21 protein-coding genes are annotated in these 20,490 nt (G+C 63.7%); 2 read left to right on the top strand and 19 right to left on the bottom strand.

The window, feature by feature from the left end; genetic code table 11:
• Nucleotides 1-40 precede the first annotated feature (40 nt).
• On the bottom strand, nucleotides 41-1,081 hold the full coding sequence (gene recA / locus AC6JA3_RS13670; RefSeq protein WP_026541571.1) for a recombinase RecA: 1,041 nt from the start codon (nucleotides 1,079-1,081) through the stop codon (nucleotides 41-43).
• Nucleotides 1,082-1,349: 268 nt separating this feature from the next.
• Entirely contained in the window at nucleotides 1,350-1,574 is a 225-nt protein-coding gene (locus AC6JA3_RS13675; protein WP_026541570.1) for a DUF3046 domain-containing protein, read from the bottom strand.
• A 41-nt stretch (nucleotides 1,575-1,615) separates the two neighbouring features.
• Here AC6JA3_RS13675 and AC6JA3_RS13680 point away from each other — a divergent pair, with 41 nt between their 5' ends.
• Nucleotides 1,616-2,167 (top strand): MarR family winged helix-turn-helix transcriptional regulator, encoded by a 552-nt coding sequence (locus AC6JA3_RS13680; protein WP_035760990.1) that lies wholly within the window; start codon nucleotides 1,616-1,618, stop codon nucleotides 2,165-2,167.
• 114 nt (nucleotides 2,168-2,281) lie between these two features.
• On the opposite strand, the gene AC6JA3_RS13685 is transcribed toward AC6JA3_RS13680, so the two are convergent.
• The 8 genes from AC6JA3_RS13685 to AC6JA3_RS13720 form a co-directional block, all read right to left on the bottom strand.
• Nucleotides 2,282-2,716: a helix-turn-helix domain-containing protein gene (locus AC6JA3_RS13685; protein ID WP_014921288.1), complete on the bottom strand. Its 435-nt coding sequence runs from the start codon at nucleotides 2,714-2,716 to the stop codon at nucleotides 2,282-2,284.
• 138 nt (nucleotides 2,717-2,854) lie between these two features.
• Nucleotides 2,855-3,367, bottom strand: coding sequence for a CinA family protein (locus AC6JA3_RS13690; RefSeq protein WP_223945075.1), 513 nt, complete (start codon nucleotides 3,365-3,367; stop codon nucleotides 2,855-2,857).
• Nucleotides 3,364-3,966: a CDP-diacylglycerol--glycerol-3-phosphate 3-phosphatidyltransferase gene (pgsA, locus tag AC6JA3_RS13695; RefSeq protein WP_026541567.1), complete on the bottom strand. Its 603-nt coding sequence runs from the start codon at nucleotides 3,964-3,966 to the stop codon at nucleotides 3,364-3,366. Before pgsA ends, AC6JA3_RS13690 begins: the two co-directional genes overlap by 4 nt.
• Before the next feature lie 40 nt (nucleotides 3,967-4,006).
• Complete coding sequence (locus tag AC6JA3_RS13700) at nucleotides 4,007-6,871, bottom strand: FtsK/SpoIIIE family DNA translocase (RefSeq protein ID WP_497920162.1); 2,865 nt, start codon at nucleotides 6,869-6,871, stop codon at nucleotides 4,007-4,009.
• A 75-nt stretch (nucleotides 6,872-6,946) separates the two neighbouring features.
• Complete coding sequence (locus AC6JA3_RS13705; RefSeq protein ID WP_026541565.1) at nucleotides 6,947-8,638, bottom strand: ribonuclease J; 1,692 nt, start codon at nucleotides 8,636-8,638, stop codon at nucleotides 6,947-6,949.
• Between the two features lie 27 nt (nucleotides 8,639-8,665).
• On the bottom strand, nucleotides 8,666-9,577 hold the full coding sequence (gene dapA, locus AC6JA3_RS13710; RefSeq protein ID WP_026541564.1) for a 4-hydroxy-tetrahydrodipicolinate synthase: 912 nt from the start codon (nucleotides 9,575-9,577) through the stop codon (nucleotides 8,666-8,668).
• Nucleotides 9,578-9,724: 147 nt separating this feature from the next.
• A complete protein-coding gene (locus AC6JA3_RS13715; protein WP_026541563.1) occupies nucleotides 9,725-10,060 on the bottom strand; it encodes a hypothetical protein in 336 nt (111 codons plus the stop codon).
• Between the two features lie 85 nt (nucleotides 10,061-10,145).
• Complete coding sequence (locus tag AC6JA3_RS13720; RefSeq protein WP_051421584.1) at nucleotides 10,146-11,135, bottom strand: GDSL-type esterase/lipase family protein; 990 nt, start codon at nucleotides 11,133-11,135, stop codon at nucleotides 10,146-10,148.
• A 55-nt stretch (nucleotides 11,136-11,190) separates the two neighbouring features.
• Here AC6JA3_RS13720 and AC6JA3_RS13725 point away from each other — a divergent pair, with 55 nt between their 5' ends.
• Nucleotides 11,191-12,426 carry a heparan-alpha-glucosaminide N-acetyltransferase domain-containing protein gene (locus AC6JA3_RS13725; protein WP_026541562.1) on the top strand — a complete coding sequence of 412 codons (1,236 nt, stop codon included), beginning with the start codon at nucleotides 11,191-11,193 and terminating at the stop codon, nucleotides 12,424-12,426.
• Here the strand turns inward: AC6JA3_RS13725 and AC6JA3_RS13730 are convergent.
• From AC6JA3_RS13730 to AC6JA3_RS13770, 9 genes are read right to left on the bottom strand one after another with little or no spacing between them, the layout of a single operon-like run.
• Entirely contained in the window at nucleotides 12,402-12,890 is a 489-nt protein-coding gene (locus AC6JA3_RS13730; RefSeq protein ID WP_026541561.1) for a hypothetical protein, read from the bottom strand. The two genes, AC6JA3_RS13725 and AC6JA3_RS13730, sit on opposite strands and share 25 nt — an antisense overlap.
• A 4-nt stretch (nucleotides 12,891-12,894) precedes the next feature.
• Nucleotides 12,895-13,653, bottom strand: a complete 759-nt coding sequence (dapB, locus tag AC6JA3_RS13735) for a 4-hydroxy-tetrahydrodipicolinate reductase (protein ID WP_026541560.1) — start codon at nucleotides 13,651-13,653, stop codon at nucleotides 12,895-12,897.
• Between the two features lie 51 nt (nucleotides 13,654-13,704).
• Nucleotides 13,705-14,160 carry a molybdenum cofactor biosynthesis protein MoaE gene (locus AC6JA3_RS13740; RefSeq protein ID WP_026541559.1) on the bottom strand — a complete coding sequence of 152 codons (456 nt, stop codon included), beginning with the start codon at nucleotides 14,158-14,160 and terminating at the stop codon, nucleotides 13,705-13,707.
• Entirely contained in the window at nucleotides 14,150-14,647 is a 498-nt protein-coding gene (locus AC6JA3_RS13745; protein WP_026541558.1) for a MogA/MoaB family molybdenum cofactor biosynthesis protein, read from the bottom strand. Before AC6JA3_RS13745 ends, AC6JA3_RS13740 begins: the two co-directional genes overlap by 11 nt.
• Nucleotides 14,644-15,183 carry a cyclic pyranopterin monophosphate synthase MoaC gene (gene moaC / locus AC6JA3_RS13750; protein WP_026541557.1) on the bottom strand — a complete coding sequence of 180 codons (540 nt, stop codon included), beginning with the start codon at nucleotides 15,181-15,183 and terminating at the stop codon, nucleotides 14,644-14,646. The genes AC6JA3_RS13745 and moaC overlap by 4 nt, the downstream gene beginning before the upstream one ends.
• Nucleotides 15,171-16,397, bottom strand: coding sequence for a molybdopterin molybdotransferase MoeA (locus tag AC6JA3_RS13755; protein WP_347783550.1), 1,227 nt, complete (start codon nucleotides 16,395-16,397; stop codon nucleotides 15,171-15,173). The genes moaC and AC6JA3_RS13755 overlap by 13 nt, the downstream gene beginning before the upstream one ends.
• A 58-nt stretch (nucleotides 16,398-16,455) precedes the next feature.
• Nucleotides 16,456-18,246 (bottom strand): molybdopterin-dependent oxidoreductase, encoded by a 1,791-nt coding sequence (locus AC6JA3_RS13760; RefSeq protein ID WP_238324912.1) that lies wholly within the window; start codon nucleotides 18,244-18,246, stop codon nucleotides 16,456-16,458.
• Nucleotides 18,243-19,700 carry a sensor histidine kinase gene (locus tag AC6JA3_RS13765; RefSeq protein ID WP_238324911.1) on the bottom strand — a complete coding sequence of 486 codons (1,458 nt, stop codon included), beginning with the start codon at nucleotides 19,698-19,700 and terminating at the stop codon, nucleotides 18,243-18,245. The genes AC6JA3_RS13760 and AC6JA3_RS13765 overlap by 4 nt, the downstream gene beginning before the upstream one ends.
• Nucleotides 19,687-20,475: a response regulator transcription factor gene (locus tag AC6JA3_RS13770; RefSeq protein ID WP_051421583.1), complete on the bottom strand. Its 789-nt coding sequence runs from the start codon at nucleotides 20,473-20,475 to the stop codon at nucleotides 19,687-19,689. The genes AC6JA3_RS13765 and AC6JA3_RS13770 overlap by 14 nt, the downstream gene beginning before the upstream one ends.
• Nucleotides 20,476-20,490: the final 15 nt, after the last annotated feature.

Raw genomic sequence — 20,490 nt, forward strand, 5'->3', positions numbered from 1 at the left:
GGGATCGGCGGATACGGACGATTCCGGATCCGGCCCTCTTCTAACCGTCAACGGCCTTCAGCTTTGGGGAGTCTTCTTCCGGCTTGACGCCCACGCCAAGCTTTTCCTTGATCAAGCGCTCCAGCTCCTGGGCGAGCTCCGGGTTGTCCCGCAGGAAGCGACGCGAGTTCTCCATGCCCTGGCCAAGCTGGTCGCCATCATAGGTAAACCACGAGCCGGACTTCTTGATGATTCCGTGCTCGACTCCCATGTCAATGATGCCGCCCTCACGGGAAATGCCCTGGCCGTAGATGATGTCGAACTCAGCGATCTTGAACGGCGGCGCCATCTTGTTCTTGACGATCTTTGCCTTGGTCCGGTTGCCGACGGAATCCGCACCCTCCTTCAGGGTCTGGATACGGCGAACGTCGATGCGCACGGATGCATAGAACTTCAGGGCTTTACCACCGGTGGTGGTTTCCGGGGAGCCGAAGAAGACGCCGATCTTTTCGCGAAGCTGGTTGATGAAGATGGCGGTGGTCTTGGTCTGGCTGAGCCGACCGGTGATCTTTCGCAGTGCCTGGCTCATCAGTCGTGCCTGGAGACCCACGTGGGAGTCACCCATCTCGCCTTCGATTTCCGCACGGGGCACCAGAGCTGCCACGGAGTCAATGACGATGATGTCCAGCGAGCCGGAGCCCACCAGCATGTCCATGATCTCCAAGGCCTGCTCACCGGTATCCGGCTGCGAGACAAGCAGCGCGTCCGTGTCAACACCGAGCTTGGCCGCATAATCGGGGTCCAGGGCGTGCTCGGCGTCAATGAAGGCCGCAATGCCGCCGGCACGCTGCGCATTGGCAACTGCGTGCAGGGCAACAGTGGTCTTACCCGAGGATTCAGGACCGTAGATTTCAACTACGCGGCCGCGGGGCAGGCCGCCAATGCCAAGGGCGACATCCAAGGCGATGGAGCCGGTGGGAATGATCTCGATCGGAGCGCGGGTGTCATCACCCAGGCGCATGATGGAGCCTTTGCCGAACTGCTTGTCGATCTGGGCAAGCGCTGCTTCGAGCGCCTTTTCACGATCCGGGGTTGCCGCCATGGTTCACACCTCTGATGCTTTCTCGCTGTGGAGTGGCCCGAAAGGCCGCTTTCCTGTCATGTCAGACGCTATTACGGAGCACTGACATTTTTATGAGCCGAATCCGGCTATGTGGACAACCGGGCAATCCGGAAGCTCGGAAACACGGCCTTCGGGACCAATTTTCCTCTCAAAGGAGCATATCCCCATCCGAACAGATATTCGAACAACGGCCCGGCGTGTCACCGCGTCCCGCAGCCGGAACGGCGATCACCCGGCCCGTAAGCCGTCAGCTGGAGGCAGGCTTGATGTCCCGCCCAAGCCGGCGTTCCGGGGGAACATCCTGGACTTCGCATACGGCCAACCACACCTCGCGGGGGTGGTATCCGGAGGCCAACGCCTCAACTGCAGTCCTGCCACCCACACCTGCAAGTACCAAGGAACCGGCCAGGACCCGGGAATAACCTGGCCCGAATTCGTCGTCCATCAATCGCCAAAAGTCACTTGCCCTCACGGATAGAGTCTCTCACGGAGCCGGACTCTAGAATGGTTGCCATGAGCAATCCTCTCCAGAGCACGCCCGGTCAGGCCGTGTCAGGCGACGCCGTGGACGACGCCCTCCAGCAGGTGGAACACCAGCTGAGCCTGCTCTGGCGCCGCGCCCGGTCCATCTCCCACCAGCTCTCACGCCAGGTCCACCCGGATATGGAACCGGCCGCCTACGGGCTGTTGACCGTCATCCGGAGGGAAGGACCCATCAGGCTGACGGACCTGGCTACGTGCATCGGCGTTGGAAAGCCATCGGTGAGCCGCCAGATCGCCTTCCTCGAAAGCGTCGGGCTGGTCTACAAGGAAGCGGATCCCCAGGATGGGAGGGCACAATCCATCCGGCTGACCGAGAAGGGCGAGGACAAGATGCACCAGGTCCAGGATGCGCGCCGCCAAGTGTTCAGGGAACGCCTGGGCGAATGGCCGCTGGAGGATGTCCAGACGCTTGCGGACTACATGGGCCGCCTCAACGCCATCTACGGCGACGGCGTGCTCAAGGACGTCACCATGCGGGAAGCGGACAGCGCCCCGGAACCCACCGGGCCTGCTGACGCCTGATCCGCATTTGTGCCGGTACCGGTAGAAGGAACCCACCGGAAAAGCCACTTTTGGAAACACAAAGAAGGTCCCCAGCCATTGGCTGGAGACCTTCTTTCAATTCTGGTGGAACGGTTACCGGGCTCCGGAGAGCATTCCCTGCGGGAAGTCGTCCGTGAGGTCAAGATCGCGGCCGTAGCGCTGGGAGAACTCCTGCGGAACGGTGTCCGGTACGGCAACTCCCTCAGCAACAGCCACACGGTCGCTGACTTCGCGGAGCATGTGGGACAACGGAACATCCAGGGCTGTGCAGATAGAGGACAGGAGCTCGGAAGAAGCCTCCTTCTGGCCGCGTTCAACTTCACTCAAGTAACCAAGTGAGACGCGTGCGCTGTGCGAAACCTCGCGGAGGGTACGGCCCTGACGCTGGCGGACATCGCGCAGTACATCACCGATCTCGTGGCGTAGTACAACCATTTTGCGCTCCTTCTGTTCGCTCTGTGCCTGATCAGCCAAGCCCACATCCTTCCAGCGGACAACGCCGTTTACGGATACGGGCTGCTTTACCATCTGTATCGCCTTGCTCCCTCGTTCTTCCGGTTTCGCTGGTGGGCGGACCGGGTTGGTTTTTACATCCTAGGCGCCCCGGCTCTTCCGAAGCGACACAATGACACAACTATTGGCAATCAGTTTTTGTTCCCGGCTACTTTACGAACGGTAACCAACCGCTTCCACCGCAGCAAGCAGACGCGCCAGGGCCGCCTCGCACGCTTGCCCGCGGACGGACTGGCGGTCCCCCGTGAAGCTGAATTCGAAGGCTTCCGTTCCGGCGTCCGTAGCGATTCCAACGAACACTGTCCCCACGGCTTTACCGTCATGGGGATCCGGTCCGGCAACACCGGTGGTGGAAACACCAATCGTGGCATCGCAGGCCCGGCGGGCACCCTCGGCCATCGCTTCTGCGACACTCCCGTCAACAGAGCCGACGGCGGCAAGGAGTTCCTGCGGGACGTCCAGCACGCGGGCCTTGACGGAGTTTTGATACGCCACGACGCCACCTTGCAGCATCCCTGAGGCACCCGGCGTATTGGCCAGGGCCGCGGCCACCATGCCGGCAGTCAGCGACTCCGCCGTGGCCACAGTTTGCTTCGCGGCGATCGCCGCGGCGACCACCGCTGTCGAGATCTCTGCTGCGCCGGTGACAGCATTGCCGGACGTCATGCCCGGCGGCCCGCGGCGCGCAGCTTGAGGGCCTGGATGACATATTCGACGCCGGTCCACAACGTGATGGCAAGCGCCAGCATCATGACCCAGAAGGCTACGTCACCCAGCCAAGGGGCAATCGCCTTCAGCGGGAGGATGTACAGGAATATCGCAACGGTTTGGACCACTGTCTTCAGTTTTCCACCGCGGGAAGCCGGCATGACACCGTAGCGGATAACGACGAAGCGCAGGGCGGTGATCCCCCACTCACGGACCAGGATCAGGATGGTGACCCACCACGGCAGCTCGCCCAGGATGGACAGGAGAACCAAGGCTGAGCCGATCAGCAATTTATCGGCAATGGGATCGGCGATCTTGCCGAAGTTGGTGATCAGGCCACGCGCCCTGGCGATGTCGCCGTCGAGCTTGTCCGTGTAGATTGCGACACCGAAGGCCACCACTGCTGCCCAGCGCCAAAGTCCGTACTCGCCGTTGTCGGCCAGCAGGAACCAGACGAAAAACGGTACGAGGACGATGCGGAGCATCGTGAGGATGTTGGGCAGGTTCCAGACATCGGAGCTGCTGGAAGTCGCGTTATCACCCTCGGCTGTAGTCACCCCTCTAGGCTACCGTCTTTGGGGCTGCCGCTTTTTGCCCTTAGCGCCCGGTGAGCGACCAGGCGTCTTCGCCGTCCTCGTCCTCGTCATTGGGACCGTCAGCGCCGTCATAATACTCAATGGCCTGTGTCCGGTTGTCCAGGTCCGCCTGCACCAGGTCCTCCGCATAGCCGCCGACGGCGATGTTCGAGTTCGCGTTCTCGCTCAAGGCAGCCGTGTGGGCGTCGGGAGCAGCAGGCGACTCCTGGCCCTTCATCGCAGCCAGGACAGCCGCGAGATCATCGGGCTTGACCAGGACGTCACGTGCTTTGGAACCCTCGGAGGGGCCAACTACGCCGCGGGATTCGAGAAGGTCCATCAGGCGCCCGGCCTTGGCAAAGCCTACCCGCAGCTTGCGCTGCAGCATCGAAGTCGAGCCGAACTGCGTAGTGACCACCAGTTCGGTGGCCTGCAGCAGGACCTCGAGGTCATCTCCAATGTCGTCGTCGATCTGCTTCTTGGGGGCCTCGGCGGCAACGTCGTCGCGGTACACAGCCTGAAGCTGTCCCTTGACGTGCTCCACCACCTTGTGGATTTCGGATTCGGTCACCCAGGCACCCTGGACACGCATGGCCTTGGAGGCACCCATCGGCAGGAAGAGCGCATCACCTTGGCCAATGAGTTTCTCGGCGCCAGGCTGGTCCAGCACAACGCGGGAGTCCGTCACCGAAGAGGTCGCGAAGGCCATGCGGGAAGGGACGTTCGCCTTGATCAGGCCCGTCACCACGTCCACGGAAGGTCGCTGGGTGGCCAGGACCAGGTGGATACCGGCAGCGCGGGCGAGCTGGGTGATGCGGACAATCGAGTCTTCGACGTCGCGCGGGGCCACCATCATCAGGTCTGCGAGCTCGTCCACGATCACCAGCAAATACGGATAGGGCTTGATGACGCGCTTGGAGTCCACCGGCGGCACCACTTTGCCCGCACGGACTGCCTTGTTGAAATCATCAATGTGCTTGAACCCGTAGTTGGCGAGGTCGTCGTAGCGTGCGTCCATCTCCCGGACCACCCACTGCAAAGCTTCCGCGGCCTTTTTGGGGTTGGTGATGATGGGCGTGATCAGGTGCGGGACGCCCTCATAAGCGGTGAGCTCCACACGCTTGGGGTCCACCATGACCATGCGCACTTCATCCGGGGTGGCGCGCATGAGGATGGAGGTGATCATGGAGTTCACGAAGCTCGACTTACCGGCACCCGTAGCACCGGCCACCAACAGGTGGGGCATCTTGGCAAGGTTCGCCACCACGTAGCCGCCCTCAACGTCCTTGCCGACACCCATGACCATGGGGTGGTCGGTCCGGCGGGCGTTCTGGCTCCGGAGCACATCGCCCAGCGAAACCGTTTCGCGGTCAGTGTTGGGAATCTCGATACCAATGGCGGATTTACCCGGAATGGGGCTCAGTATGCGGACATCACTGGAAGCCACCGCATAGGAAATGTTCTTGGACAGCGCCGTTACACGCTCCACCTTGGTGCCGGGCGACAACTCGATCTCGTAGCGGGTCACGGTGGGGCCACGGCTGAAGCCCGTCACTGCAGCGTCCACATTGAACTGCGTCAAGGTGTCCGTCAGGGCGGCCACGACCGCGTCATTGGCCTCCGTGCGCTCCTTGGGAATGGAGCCCGGTGTCAGGTAATCCGACGCCGGCAGGGTGTAGGTGACGTCCCCGGCCAGGGACAGCTGTTCCGTGCGTTGGGGAATCGGAGTTTGCGGGAGGGGTGCCCCCGCAGGCTTCGCGGGGACCTGCGCCACAGTGGGGGCGGGCACGGTCATGTCGGGGGTGATCACCGGAATGGCTTCGGTGGGGTTGTCGATTCCGGGCACGCCCCCCAGACCTTGGGCCGCCTTGATCTTCCCGACGGCGATCTCGGCCTGGGTTGGGCGACGCACCCCCGGCGGGACCCGGGGTTCGGGCGCTGCGGGAGTTTCGTCGTCGTCGACTATTGCGTGTTCAAACGCTTCATCCCCGACGTAACCCTCAAGGCCGGCGTCGGGTTCTTCGTCCTTGCCGAAGAGGCGCATGCGCTTTTTCTTTGGCTTGGCAGGCGCGTCGTTTTCGTAAAGATAGCTGCGATCGTGGGCGTCCTTGCCAGAGTTGTCCATAAGGTCAACGCCCATAAGGTGCTCGTAAGCGCCCCGGATGCGGGCAGGAATGGCTCCGAAGGGGGTTGCGTTGACGATCAGGAAGGAAACAAAGGCCAGGAGGCTGTAGAGAATGACCGGCACTGCAACGTGGATGGCGGCCAAAGGCGCGGCGGCCAGGAATCCCAGCATGCCACCTGCGCGGCGCAGGCCATCGAATCCGTCGGCAACCGTGGGCAGGCCACCAATGACGTGGGCCAGGCCCGAACCGGCAAGGGTCATGACCATGAAGCCAATACCCACGCGGTTGTTGCCCCGGCCGTCCTGGGGCTTCCGGAACAACCTGAACGCACAGACAAAAAGCATGAAGGGCAGGAGCAGGGTCATCCAGCCGAATGTGCCGTTGACCACGCTGTAGACAACGTCCGGAAGCCAGCCCGTCAGCCCCCACCAGGCGAACGTGGCAATCGCGATGCCCAACACCAGGTTGAACAAAGCTGCGCCGTCGCGCCGGTCCGCGGGATCGAGGTCGCTGACATCGTAGCCAATGCGCCGGACGCCGGCACCGACCACATGGCCGATCCCCTGCCAAAATCCGGAAAGCAAGCGCAAGGGCAACGGAGCCTGGGGCTCGACGGCGGCTGCTTGCTTGGTGCGGGCAGTGCTTCCCCGACCATTCCTGGCCGCGGCTGCAGTGCTTTTGGATGCAGCTGCGCCCCGGCCTGTGCCGCCGGATTTACTGCTGGAGCTGCCTCGTGGCGTGGAGGTAGTACGGGTCGCCATAAGTGCCACGGTACCCCAAGGGGGCCTGAAATCCGCGGATTTCAGGCCCCCTTGGGTATGCATGTTGCCCGCAGGCTATGCCTCGAGGACCACCGGGATGATCATGGGGCGCCGGCGGAGCTTGCGGTTGACCCAGGTGCCAATGATCCTGCGCACCACTTGCTGCAACTGGTGATTGGTGTGGTCGGCGTGATTAAGCACGGCGTCCTCCAATGCGGCGTTGATCTTGGGAATGATCTCGTCAAAGACGGAATCGTCCTCGGCGACGCCCCGCGCATGGATTTCCGGCCCTGAGACGATCTTGCCGGTAGTGCGGTTGATGACCGTGATGATGGAAATGAAGCCTTCATCTCCGAGGATGCGGCGGTCTTTGAGGTCCGCGTCGGTGATTTCACCCACGCTGGATCCATCCACGTAAACGAATCCGACCTCCACCTGGCCAACGATGTTGGCTTTGTGGTCCTTGAGGTCAATCACCGTTCCGTTGTCGCTGAGGATAATGCCCTCGGACGGAACCCCGGACTCCAACGCGATGTTGCCGTTGGCGATGAGGTGTCGGGTTTCCCCGTGCACCGGCATGGCGTTCAGCGGCTCCAGGATGTTGTAGCAGTACAGCAACTCCCCTGCCGCTGCGTGCCCGGAGACGTGGACCTTGGCCGTGCCTTTGTGGATCACGTCCGCACCGAGCTTGAGGAGTCCGTTGATGATGCGGAACACGGCGTTCTCGTTGCCGGGAATCAGGCTTGAGGCCAGGATGACGGTGTCGCCGGGTCCAACCACTACGCGGTGGTCGCCGTTGGCCATCCGTGACAGCGCAGCCATGGGCTCGCCCTGTGAACCGGTGGACATGAGGACCACGCGGTCATCGGGCATGTTGTCGATGTTCTTGATGTCCACCAGGATGTTATCCGGCACATCGAGGTACCCCAGTTTGGCGGCGATGGCCATGTTGCGGACCATGGAACGGCCGACGAAAGCGACCTTCCTGCCATGCTTTTCCGCAGCATCAAGGACCTGCTGGACCCTGTGGACGTGGGAAGAGAAGGAGGCAACGATAAGGCGCTTCTTGGCCTGTCCGAACAAGCGGTCCAGGGTAGGGCCGATTTCCTTCTCGGCCGTAGTGAACCCGGGGACGTCCGCGTTGGTGGAGTCGGCCATGAAAAGGTCCACGCCCTCCTCGCCCAACCGTGCGAAGTGGCGGAGGTCGGTGATGCGGCCGTCCAGGGGCAACTGGTCCATCTTGAAGTCGCCGGTGTGCAGGACGTTGCCGCCCTCGGTCCGGATGAAAACAGCCAAGGCGTCCGGGATGGAGTGGTTGACGGCAACGAACTCGCACTCAAACGGGCCGAACTGCTCCACCTGGCCCTCGGTGACGGTAAGGGTGTACGGCTTGATCCGGTGTTCCTGAAGCTTTGCTTCCACCAAGGCAAGGGTGAGCTGGGACCCGATCAGCGGAATGTCGGCCTTGAGGCGCAGCAGATAGGGAACAGCGCCGATGTGGTCCTCGTGGCCGTGGGTCAGCACGACGCCTACGACGTCCTGCAGCCGGTCCTCAATGTAGGAGAAATCGGGCAGGATCAGGTCCACTCCGGGCTGCGTCTCTTCGGGGAAGAGCACGCCACAGTCAACGACCAGCAGCTTGCCGTCGATTTCGAAGACGGCCATGTTGCGGCCGATCTCTCCCAGGCCACCGAGCGGAACAATCCGCAGCGTACCTTTCGGCAGTTTCGGCGGAGTAACCAGTCCGGGAAGGGCGGTTTGGGTCATATTGTGCTACTTTCCGGCGGTACCGGCCTAGACGTTGAAGTCCATTCCGGCTTCCGCCAAATCCCCGCGGATGATTTCGATCTCGGCCGCGTCCGGCTCCACGAGGGGCAAACGGACAACCGAGTTGGGCAGGACTCCCTGCCACTTGAGAATCTGCTTGGCGGCTACTGCGCCTTGGACCCGCGTCATGGTTGCGCGAATGACGGGTTCCAGTTCAAAGTTGATGGCCCTCGCAGTGGCGAGGTCGCTGGCGTTCACGGCGTCGATCAGTTCGCGGAAGCGACGCGTGGCCACGTGAGTGGTGACGCCCACCAGGCCGACGGCGCCGAGCGCCATCCACTGGAGGGTCAATCCGTCATCACCGGAATAGAAGACCAGGTCGGTCTCAGCCATGACCCGGGTCGCGGCGGCAAAGTCTGCCTTGGCGTCCTTGACCGCCACGATGTTCTGGTGCTTGGCCAGGCCGATCATGGTCTCAGGAGCAATCGCAATGGAGGAGCGGCCCGGGATGTCGTAGAGCATGACGGGCAGGTCCGTTGAGGATGCAATCGTCTCAAAGTGCGCCCGGACACCGGCTTGGCTGGGCTTGTTGTAGTAGGGCGTCACGATCAGGAGTCCGTCAACGCCCACTTCAGCGGCACGCTGGGAGAGGTGGACCGAGTGCGCGGTGTCGTTGGTGCCGGTTCCGGCGATGATGGCGGCTTTGCCACCGACGGCTTCTTTGACCGCCCGGAACATGCCCACGTTTTCGTCATCCGTGAGCGTTGAGGTCTCTCCTGTGGTGCCGGTGACAACGAGGCCATCGCAACCATCCTGGACCAGCTTCTCTGCGAGCGCGGCGGCTTGATCGTAGTCCACCTTGCCGTCCTCGGTGAACGGGGTGACCATGGCGGTCAGCAGGGTACCAAGGGCGGGAGTGTGGGCGCGCAAGTCAGACATAGGAAAAACGTTACCCTGTCACGGGCTCGTTACAAGAATGGGTCCCGCGTGATGGTCCTCATGCACCGGCTGCGGTTCTGGAGTCATGGGCGGCGACACCGTCCCCTCGTGGCCGCTCCCCCGCCGCCGGGCAGCAAAACTTCGCGGCTATGCCGGCCCACTTGTCCGCGCAGGTTGCTCAGCGCAATACTGCGCCACGGCCCGCTCCTTGAGGTGTTCGGCCCAGGTCACCAGCCGCTGGGAAGCGCGAACGTACTCGAACAGTTCCAGCGGCGTCAGGGAACCCAGGTCCGCCTCGGATAGCCGCCGGGCAAGTTCAGCCCCTGGCGGCTGCTCGGCCAACACAGTTCCTTCGCGGCGCCACTGGGTGTCTTCGGGGGGTTCGCCGGCGACGAGTTGCCTGAACAGGAAGTCGACGACACCGGGGCTCATCGCTTTCATGGGCCCGGCGAGACCTTCGGGTGGCGTGGGAACATCGTTCATCCTGCCATGCTATTCGAACATATATTCGAAGACAAGAGCCGGGTCCGTTCCGGCCACGCCGGCCGCAGCCCTCCCAGATGCCCGGTCAGCCGTGCGCGTTGGCGACAGCCGCCAGCTGTGGACCCAGCCTGTCAGCCATGAGCCGGTAGCCGGCATTGTTGGGATGCAAGGTATCGGGCATCATCACCGCAGCCTCCGCCGGGGTGAACACCCCTTCGCCATCCAGCAAGTGAGTGCGCGTATCCCCCCGCTCGCGGACTAACCCCACCACATCTGCCACGGCCTTCCTGTAGTCCGCGAGCGTCCACCCAACGGCATTGGGCGCCTCCTCGCGGGGAAGGGAAAGGACCGGAGAGATGACCGCGATAGGCACCTCCGGGTGTGCCCTCCGGATAGCGCTGAGGAAGCCCAATACCTGGCTCGCGAAGGTCCGGCCCGAGAAGGCGGCCACGTTGTAGGTGTTGATTCCCAGGCATAAGGAGATGAAGTCTGCCGGCAGCTGGCAAATGGTGCTCTCCGCCGCCGGGTCCAAATGGCATTCACCACCGAAACCCAAGGACTGTAACTGCCAGCCGTATTGCCTGGCCACCACAGCAGGCCACGCCTCTGATGGACCATCGGCCTGCCTGCATTGGGTGATGGAGCTGCCGTAGGTGATCCATCGTTTGCCGGATCCCCCGGCAACCTGAACGTCTTCGCCCTTCAGCGACACCTCCAGCACCCTGAGGAAACCATACTGTGGCAGCCAAAGCTGAACAGTTGATTGCGGCGGCATGGAGCCAAGATCGAGATCATGACTGACACGGCCGGCGCCCGACACACGATGCCGGAGGACCCCGTTCACCAGGACGTCGAAAGGCGATCCGTCCTCGGGGCCTTCGGCTTCGATGACCAGGTGCCCGGTCGTTGCTGTCCAGGTTGCGTGGATCCCGGCGCACATCCTGGCGCGCTCCTCAAGGCCGTCCGTGGCCGGCGGCATGAACAGGTCGCCGTCAAGGCGCCGGAACTGCTGCCAGCCGTCGGAATCGTTCATGATGGTGAATGCTCCAGCCCACTGGGCGTTGACGGATTCCATGGCATGGGACTCTACCGCCGGAACGGCTCACAGTTGGCTATGAGACCATCGCAGCATGACTTCCCAAGAGACTGCCCCTCCGCGGAAAGCGCGCGACGGCGGCCAGGTCTCCTCCCGGCTTACAGGGATCGACGCCGCCAGGGGTGCAGCGTTGCTGGGCATGATGTCCACGCACCTCCTGCCGACGTTCGGACCCGCCCCATCGTGGGACCCCACGTTCGTGGGGTTGGTGTTTTCGGGGCGGTCATCTGCCTTGTTCGCGGTCCTCGCCGGAATCGGACTGGCGTTGACTACCGGCAAGCAGGAGCCACGCCAAGGGGGCGAACTCCGCGCGGCCAGGGGTGGGGTCGCCATGCGGGCGCTGGTGATCGCCGTCGTCGGGCTTGCCCTGGGTGGGCTGGATGTCAACATCGCAGTGATCCTGGTGCACTACGCCGTACTTTTCCTCTGCATCCTTCCGTTCCTTGGGCTGAGGTTGAAGGCACTGTCTTTCTGGGCGTTGGGATGGGTCCTTTTATCCCCAGTGGTGGCCTACTTGCTCCGACCCCTGCTGCTGGAGACCACTCCGCCCTTGCAACTGGGCCACAATCCCGGCACGGAGGACCTGGGGACGCCCGGCCAACTCCTTGCCGATATCTTCTTCACTGGCTACTACCCGGTTTTCCAGTGGATTTCCTACCTGCTGATAGGCCTGGTCATCGGACGCCTGGCGCTGACCAGGACCAAAGTGCAATTGTTGCTGCTGGCCGGCGGAGTGGCAGTAGCCGCTGCGGCCAAAGTGGTCGGATTCCTGGCCATGGAAGCCTGGGGCGGCCGCGCCGCCCTGGAGAAGCTCCCCGGCACCCGCGGGTACCCCTTGGACAGCATGCTGCAGGTAAACCTGACGGGGCTGGATCAAACGGGTTCATGGTGGTGGCTGGCCACGGCATCCCCCCATGCCGGCACCACGCTGGACCTTTTGCACACCAGCGGAACAGCTGCCGCGGTGGTGGCTTTCTTCCTGCTGCTGGCTGCCGCCGCGGAAAACCTCAAGGTCAATATCCTCATGGTGCTCAGTGGACCGGGAGCCATGACGCTGAGCCTCTATTCCGCCCATGTATGGGTGGTTTCCGGGTTCACCAACAAGCCGCTGCCCGCCGGGTGGACGGAAGAGGGCATGTACTGGACCCAGGCGCTTTGCGCAGTGGTGATCGGTGCGTGTTTCGCCTTGCTCCGGCGTCGTGGGCCCTTGGAATGGGTGGCCCACCAGGCGTCAAGGCTCGGCAGCTACCGGCCCGCAGCGGTGGGCTGAGACCGGAACAGCTTCACGGCGTCGCGCATTGATGCCCGGGCGCGCTTACGGTCGCCGGAGGCGTCATAGGCGCAACTCAACCGGAACCATGAACGCCAGTCTTCCGGCGCGGCTTCGGCCTCGGCACGGTACTTTTCAAATTCGGCATCCGCGGCAGACCGGACAATCCGACCTCCAGGTGTGCGCGGCAGTGTGTCCTCGGGCAAGCCGCCTTCGGCTTCCAGGACCTTGGCCATTTGTTCGGTTCGCGCACCAAAGAGCAGTTCGCGGATGAGGGCCCACGCCCCGACGATCGGCAGCACAAGGTAGGCCGCTCCTATGCCCTTCGCTATCAGGTTGGGGTCACCGAGCAGGAGGAACGAGCGCTGCACGGAGACCACCAGGTACAGGACCAGCAGGAGGGTGATGGCACCAACCCAGATTTTGGTGCGGTTCTTCTTCAACGAAGTCCAGAAATTTCCCATGAACCTAAAGTCCCAGCTCCAAATAACCATCAAGGCCAACAGTGAGGCCGGGGTTCGCTGCAACTTTGCGCAGCCCCAGCAGGACACCGGGCATGAACGAAGCCCGGTCAAAGGAGTCGTGACGCAACGTCAGTTGCTCACCAGGGCCGCCAAACAGGACTTCCTGGTGGGCTACCAAACCCCGGAGCCTGACGCTGTGGACACGGACGCCCTCCACATCACAGCCCCTGGCCCCGTCCAAGGACGTCTCCGTGGCGTCCGGACTTGCCGGCACCCCGGCTTCCCGACGGGCCTCCGAGATCAGCTGCGCTGTGCGAACGGCCGTGCCGGAGGGAGCATCCACCTTGTTCGGGTGGTGCAGTTCAATGATTTCAACGGACTCGAAATACTGGGACGCCTTGGCGGCAAACGCAGAAGCCAGCACGGAGCCCAGGGCAAAGTTGGGGGCGATCAGGACGCCGGTGCCCGGGTTCTGTTCCAATAAGGCGCGAAGGGAGTCCAGCTTGTCCGCGTTCCAGCCGGTAGTGCCCACAACGGCGTGCATCCCGTGCTCGACGGCGAACCGGACGTTGGCCTCGGTAGTATCCGGAACGGTGAGGTCAACAACATACTGCGCACCGGCGTCGAGCAGGGTTTCCAGGGAATCGCCGCGGCCCAGGGCGGCTACGAGCTTCATGTCATCAGCTGCTTCCACAGCTTTAACGGCTTCACTTCCCATGCGCCCGTTGGCGCCCAGCACTGCAACAGCAAGTTGTTCGGTCATGCCGTTAACCCTACCGCCGGGCCGGGGCCCGGCAGGAACCGTGACCCGGGGCTACTCTCCCGCGCCAACCCACTCAACGGTGCCATCGGAAAAGAACTGTTCCTTCCAGATGGGCACCTGTGCCTTGACCCTGTCCACCAGCTCGGCACAGACGGCAAACGCCTGCCCCCGGTGCGCCGCTGCGACGGCACACACCAGCGCCGGGTCGCCTATCTGGAGCATTCCGATGCGGTGTGCCGCCCAGATCCGAACCGGTTGATCGGCTTCGCCTGAGTGTTCGGCTACCAACTGTGCCACGACGTCGGACATGACCTGGTGCGCCGTGGGATGGGCGCTGTAACTGAGCCGGTCCACCGCTTTGCCGGAATCGTGGTTCCGCACCACACCACTGAAGCTGACTACCGCACCGGCGGTGTCCGATTCAACAGCCGCGATGGCTTGGTCAACGGAGATTGGTTCGGCGCTGAGGACCGCGCTGACTACTTCGAAGTCTGTTTCAGTGCCCATGGCTGCCTTCCAGTTGTTCGCATAAGTGCCCAATGACCGGGTCCAGGACGGCAAGCCCATCCATAACCCCTTTCGGGGATCCCGGCAGGTTGATGATGAACGTCTTCCCCGCGGCTCCCGCGTGGCCACGGCTCAGCATGGCCATGGGGGTTTTCGCAGCACCCGCGCGCCGGATTCCTTCCATGATGCCCGGTATTTCCCGGTCCAGGAGCGGAAGCGTCATTTCCGGTGTCATGTCATCCGGGCTGAGTCCTGTTCCGCCGCTGGTGATGACGACGGCGGGGTCCTGGGTCAGGAGCGCCCTCAGGGCAGCGCCCACGGGTTCTCCGTCCGGAACCACCATGGTGGGAAAGGTTTGGAACCCATGTTCATTGAGCCAGTCCAGGATAATGGGCCCGGTCTCGTCGGCGTAGATTCCGGCTGCGGCGCGGGTGGAGGCGATCACGACGCCGGCCTTCCGGACACTGTTCGGTTCACAAGCGCTCATTTGCCGGCCTCCTGGAGAGGTTCCCCGGAAACGTCCCAGTCGCCGCTCTTGCCACCGCTTTTGGCGAGCACGCGGATGTCGGTCAGCACTGCGTGCTTATCCACGGCCTTGATCATGTCGTAGACACTCAGTGCCGCCACCGACGCCGCTGTCAGGGCCTCCATTTCGACGCCGGTGACGCCCTTGGTCTTGACGGTAGCCACAATGTTCACTGCGTCAGCACCGAGGTCGAAATCCACCGTTACCTTGGAAATCGGCAACGGGTGGCATAACGGGATCAGCTCCGGAGTCTTCTTCGCCGCCATGATTCCTGCCACCCGGGCCACGGCGAGCGCGTCACCTTTGGGCAACTCGCCGGCACCAAGGAGCGCCATCACTTGCCCGGTGGTGCGGACCGTTGCCGTTGCGGTGGCCTGGCGGGTGGTAACTGCCTTCGCCGACACATCAACCATTTGTGCGGTGCCGTCCTGCCGGAGGTGCGTCAGCCCGCCGTCGTGCTCTGTTCTTGTCCCGGGAGTTTCATTCACAGCATCCATACTTCCACTTCGGCTCCTGCGTTGAGTTCCGTGACGGCGGCGGGTATCTGGATCAACGCATTGGCGCGGGCCAAGGCATGCACCAGATGGGACCCGGCCCCACCTTCCATGTGGACCGTGCCATCGCCGGCCACAGATCCGCGCCGGACCTGGTGCTTGCCGTCGGGCGAGGTCAGCGGCGCAGCCAGGCGCGCCGCCTGGACGGTCCTGGGGGCCGGCGTACCCATGACCTCGGACAAAGCCGGCCGGAGGAACATTTCGAAGGAGACGAGGCAGCTGACCGGATTCCCGGGAAAACCAAGGAAGGGAACGCCGTTGAAGGTTCCCAGGCCCTGCGGCCCGCCCGGCTGCATGGCAACGGGGACGAAATCAACAGGCTGGCCCACCATGGCCTGGCGCACCACCTCGTAGGCTCCTTTGCTCACTCCCCCGGTAGTGACGATGATGTCCACAGCAGTCTCCGCCTCGCCGGTGTGATGTTGAAGGACCGACAAAAGGCTGGAGGGATGGTCATCTGAAATACCGGAACGGACAACCTCCAGGCCGGCTTGGCGCATGGAGGCCTCCAGCAGCGTGCCGTTGGAGTCGAAGATCTTCCCGGCAGTCAGCGCCTCCCCCGGTTCCACCACCTCATCCCCGGTGGTCACCAGGAGGACCCGCAGAGGTTCGGGAACCTCGACCGTTGCCAGGCCCAGGGCCGCCAACAGGCCAAGCTGGGCCGGTCCCAACAGGGTGCCGGCAGCCAAGGCAAGTGCGCCGTGTTCGATGTCGCTGCCACTGTTCCGCACATAGGTACCGGGCGACACGGCGGGAAGCTCCACGACGGCATCCGTGTCGCTTGGCTCGGGAAAGGACGCGGGGCTGGCCTTTTCGACAGGCACGACGGCGTCTGCCCCGTCAGGAATCATTGCTCCGGTCATGATCGGGGCGGCAAAGCCGGGCTCCAGGGCCGCCGGCGCCGCACCGGCCGGGACAGGAGCCGCTACGCGGAGTTCCGCGCCCTGTCCGGGAATGTCCTGCGAGCGAACGGCAAAGCCGTCCATCTGGGAGTTGTCGAACGGCGGAAGGGACAGGGGTGCGAAGAGGTCCACGGCGAGCGGCTTTCCCAGGGCTTCGAGCAATGGCACCCGGCAGGTGCCCTTGGCGGCGGCGACGCCTGCCAGCAATTCCACCACTGCCTGGCGATGGTTTGCGACTGATCTGGGCACGGACAACCTCCTGTAGTGACATCCCTGCTACCGGGAATTCTCCGGACCTACCCAGACTAGGGCCTCATCCCACCTTGACGTTGATGGTGTGGTAGCCCGTGGCGCCGTCGGGAGCCACGGGGGCTTTGTCCTCGGTCTGCGGTTGGCCCGTGGAGTCGGTGGCCCGCACTTGTACCTCGTAGTCGCCGGGAGAGAGTTCAACGCCCAGTTGCCACTGGTACCAGGTGTCGGTTGAAATCCCTCCGGCCAGCGTGGCCTGCTTCCATGGTCCACGGTTGAGCCGAAGCTCCACCCGGCTGACTCCCCGGTGCTGGGCCCAGGCCACGCCTCCGAACTGCACCGTTCCTGATTGGACAGTCCTGCCGCTGCGGGGAACATCGATGCGGGACTGCGTTTTGATGGGACCGTGATCGCTCCAGCCGCGGGGAGTCCAGTAGGCGGTATCGTCGGCGAAGCGTGTGACTTTCAGTTCGGTCAGCCACTTGGTGGCCGAAACGAATCCGTAGAGGCCAGGGACAATCATGCGCACAGGGAAGCCGTGTTCCAAGGGAAGTGGCTCGCCGTTCATGCCCACGGCGAGCATTGCATCACGGTTGTCCGTCAACGCCTCCAAAGGGGTGCTCGCTGTCCAGCCGTCGTTGCTGGTGCTCAGCACCATGTCCGCGCCCGCCTTGGGCCGGGCCATGGCGAGAAGCTCCCTGACCGGCCAGCCCAACCAGAGTGCGTTGCCGATCAGGTCTCCACCTACGTTGTTGGACACGCAGGCGATGGTGATGTGACGCTCCGTCATGGGCTTGGAGAGAAGCGTGGCGAAATCAAGTTCGACCTCGTTCTCCACCATCCCGGTGACCTTGAGCTTCCACGCAGGCGGGTCGATGGCAGGGACGGTCAGTGCAGTGTCAATCCTGTAGAAATCGGCGTTGGGGGTCACCAGCGGGCTGATACCGTCCACCGACAGCGAGGCGCCGGCGGGTATTGCCTGGGTCGGCGTTGTTGGCTCCGGGAGGGTCATGGACTCCCGGAAACCTGACGCCACGGTGGTTGCGCGGGTGAGGACGGCGGTAACGGTTCCGGCCACGGCGGCCGCAAGGGAGGTTCCGGCGAGGGCATTAAGGAAGCTGCGCCGCGCCAGCGGCGCGGGATCGTCACCCTGGCGCGCCCGTGCAGCACCGGGAGGGAGCCAGGTGGCGAGCCGGCGGACGAGTGCCCGCAACAGCAGCATGGTAACGATTGCAGCGACGATAGGGGCCAGGGCCGCTTGCGGGCCCGCCTGGGCACGGGTAACGACGGCGGTCAGGCCGGCCGCCCCGGCAACTCCGGCCATCGTCAGGCCCCAGCCAGTACGGCGGCGTTCCAGGACACCTGCCAGTGCTGCCAGCAGCCCTGCGACGATCCCGATCGAGGCGATCAATACGATCTTGTCCGCAGTGCCGAACAACTGTACAGCGAGGTCCTTGACCCCCGGAGGGACGGCGTCGATCACTGCACCGCCCAAGGCAGTGACCGGAGAAACCAAGGGACTCAGCAGGCCAGCGGTCAGCTCGCCCGCGGCGATCCCGGCGCCGCCGGCCGCGATGCCGGACGCCGCAGCCCACAGGCGTGGGTTGGGCCGGGCCCGCGGCGACTTCTGTGCTTGGGGTCCGGACGGGACTGCGGTGTCCCGAGTCCCTGCGCGTCCCTGTGTGCCTGTGGTTTCCGGCGTGCCCGAGGATTCCTGTGTGCCTGCGGTGTCCCGGGTCCCTGCGCGTCCCTGTGTGCCTGTGGTTTCCGGCGTGCCCGAGGTCTCAGGGGTCGCTGCGCGTCCCTGCCCGTCCTCCCACTGGCCTGGCTTGTCGATACTGCTGGGCGTGGTCATGCGTCGCCTCCTGGGCGTTGCTCTGTTGAAGTCCCGGTCGAAACCGGGAGGGAAGATGGCGGAACCTCCCGCGCCGGAAGGAATGCGGCCGGACCCTGGTCAGCTTGAAGCGGCACAGCTTGAGATGGAACAGCTTGAGATGGAACAGCTTGAAGCGGGTCAACTTGAGATGAAACAGCCGGTTTCGAACCCGAGGCGGGAGGGGCTGCTGTGAGCGGCCCCTCCGCGAGGGGGCCAGCGGGAAGGGGGCCTGCGGGAAGGGACAGCGCAAACCGGCAGCCGCCGTCGACGTTCTCTACGGTGACCGATCCCCCGTGCGCCTTGACGATGCCGGCCACCATGCTCAGTCCGATGCCCGCGCCACTGTAGCTGCCTTGCAGCCCCTCAGCAGCTCCACGGGCGGGATCTTTCTGCCAACCCGTCTCGAACAGGTGGGGCAGGTCCTCGGCAGGAATGCCCCCGCACTGATCCTGTACCGCAACCACTGCCCGCCAGTCGTTCTCCGTGCCTTCCCGGGCCGTGCTGTCCTCTCCGACGCTGTCACTTCCAACGCTGCCCCTTCCAACGCTGACGTGGACTTCGGTGCCCGGGCGGCTGTAAGTGATGGCGTTGAGCAGGATGTTCCGAACGGCCCTGGCGAGGCTTGGTCCGTCGGCGACTGCCATGCACTCCCGGTCCCCGCCGCCGTCGAGCGTGATGCCGCGTTGGGCGGCCAAGGGCGCAAGATCGGAGAGTGCATCACTGACGAGGTCGTAAAGGTCCAGGGGTTCTGCACGAAGGCGCAGGGTGCCGGCCTGGATCTTGGACAACTCGAGGAGGTCGTTGACCATGGCGGTCATCTGCTCGGTCTGACCGATGATTTTCCGGTAATAGCCAGGGACATCTGACGCCATGCCGTCTTCCAGTGCCTCCGTCATGGCACGCATGCTGGCCAGCGGGGTCCGGAGGTCATGCGAAATCCACGACACAAGCTCCCGCCGGGCAGTCTCAATGGCGGCTTCGCGTTCGCGTGACTCGGCGAGGCGCCGGCTGCTGGCTTCGAGCTCCTGGGCAAGTTCGGCAAGTTCGGACGTCATGGCCGGAGCGCTTCCCCGCCCCTCTCCTGCATGGTCAAGGGTTTCTCCACGGCCTAGCCGCCGCGCAGCATCCACCAACCGGGCCGCATTCCGGGACACGCCGGCGCCCAACATCAGGGACAGTGCTACAGCTACGGCTGAGGCCATGGCCAGGATGTACCACATGACTTCCAGGTCCCTCGCGGAGATGAACATGGCATTGAAGGCGCTGACCATGCCGGCTACCAGGACTGCCACTGTAGCCACCACCACCAGGCAGATCTGCGCCAGGACAGATGCCCGCCGCAGCAGGCGCAGGCTGAGCAAGGTGGCTGCGCCGATGAGGACGGCCCAGAACAGCACCCAGGCCAGGATGGTCCAGAGCTCACTGCCCTCCATGGCCCTCCTCCCCTGTATCGGTAGGGCCGGCAACTATGTCGGAGCTGCCCGCAACCTGGCCGGCGCCGGAATCGAAACGGTACCCCACGCCCCAGACGGTTTTGAGCAGTTCCGGTTTGGTGGGGTTGGCTTCAATCTTTTCCCGAAGACGGCGCACGTGCACTGTAACGGTCGAGAGGTCGCCGAAGTCCCAGCCCCACACGGCTTTGATGAGTTCCTCCCGGCTGAAAACCTGGTTGGGACGCCGCATCAGGAAAGCCAGGAGATCAAATTCACGGACTGTCAACGCCAGCAGAACTCCATGGTGCGTGACCGTCCGGGATGCGGGATCCAGTTCGAGCCCAGCAGCTTCCACGGGTGGTTCCGGCGTGAACTCCTTGATGCTTCGCCGAAGCACCGATTTCACCCTCAGGACCAGTTCCCGTGGCGAGAAGGGCTTGGTGACATAGTCATCGGCCCCCATCTCCAAGCCCCGGATCCTGTCATCTTCGGTCCCCAAAGCCGTGACCATGATGACCGGTACGCTCATGGTTCGGCGGAGCCGCCGGCACACTTCAACGCCGTCCAGTCCAGGCAACATCCGGTCCAGGATCACGAGGTCGGGCTGCCGCTCGGCTGCCAGCTCCAGTGCCGTGAACCCATCACCGGCCATATCCACTTGGAAGCCCGCCTGCAGCAGATAGTCGCGGACCACATCGGCGATGGTCTGTTCGTCTTCGACCAGGAGGATGCGTCGATTCCCTGGTTCCGCTGATGATGCCGTAGGTGTGGTCACACTTTCAGCATAGGT

It is taken from the genome of Arthrobacter sp. TmtSoilC79 (genome assembly GCF_059739405.1).